This window comes from Paraburkholderia rhynchosiae (assembly GCF_002879865.1).
Classification (GTDB): Bacteria; Pseudomonadota; Gammaproteobacteria; order Burkholderiales; family Burkholderiaceae; genus Paraburkholderia; species Paraburkholderia rhynchosiae.
Window position 1 is genome coordinate 1 of sequence record NZ_PNXY01000110.1, and the last position, 911, is coordinate 911.

The window sequence follows — 911 nt, forward strand, 5'->3', positions numbered from 1 at the left end:
GAGACAAGTTGGCATGGCGCAAAGGCGATTGAGCGAAGCAGCAAAGAAGCGATTGAAGGCGGGTCGGCTGCTGCTGGCGGGCAAGGGCTGCGCCGAGGTGGCGTTGGCTGTGGGCGTGGCTCGGCAGACGGTGTACACATGGAAGCGGCTGCTCGATGAAGGCGGCATCGATGCCCTGCGAGAGGTGCCCGAGCGAGGGCGTCCGGCCCAACTCGATGAGCAACAGCTGGCGGCTGTTCGCGCCGCCCTGCTGCAAAGCCCCGTCGAGCATGGATTTGGCACTGAACTGTGGACTCTCAAGCGTGTGGGCGCTGTCATCGAACGCATGCACGGCGTGCGCTTTGGCCAGACGCAGGTTTGGCGCATCCTGGGTTCGCTGGGCTTTAGCCCGCAAAAGCCCGAGAAGCGGGCCATCGAGCGCAACGAGGATGCTGTGCGCAACTGGAAGCGTCGCACCTGGCCAGCCCTTAAAAAAAAGCCCGACGAGAAGGCCGACTGATTGTCTTCGTGGACGAGTCTGGTATCAGCGAGCGCCCGACCAGAGTCCGCACCTGGGCACCCAGGGGACAGACGCCCATCATCCAGTTTCACTTCAACTGGAATCACGTCTCGGTCATCGCCGGGCTCACGCGCACCAACTGTTTGTTCCGGCTGCACGAGGGCAGCATCAAGAAGGAAGAGATCGTCGAATTCCTCAAAGCGCTCAAGGCCCACCTGAAGCAGCCGCTGCTGGTGATCTGGGATGGCCTGAAGGCGCATCGCAGTCGTTTGGTGCGCGAGTACCTGGACCGCCTGGGCGGACACATCCAGATCGCGTTCCTGCCGCCGTACGCGCCGGACATGAACCCGGTCGAATACCTGTGGGCCTGGCTGAAGCGCCACGCACTGGCCAACTACTGCCCCAACGATCT

Annotated in this window: 1 protein-coding gene; it reads left to right on the plus strand. The window is 62.8% G+C overall.

The window, feature by feature from the left end; genetic code table 11:
- Positions 1 to 13: 13 nt before the first annotated feature.
- Positions 14 to 911 (plus strand): IS630 family transposase gene (locus tag C0Z16_RS37010; RefSeq protein ID WP_102636852.1). Its coding sequence is split into 2 segments (ribosomal slippage), with 899 coding nucleotides annotated over them: positions 14 to 479 and positions 479 to 911; the frame shifts between segments, so codons are not numbered across the junction. This gene is flagged as partial in the annotation.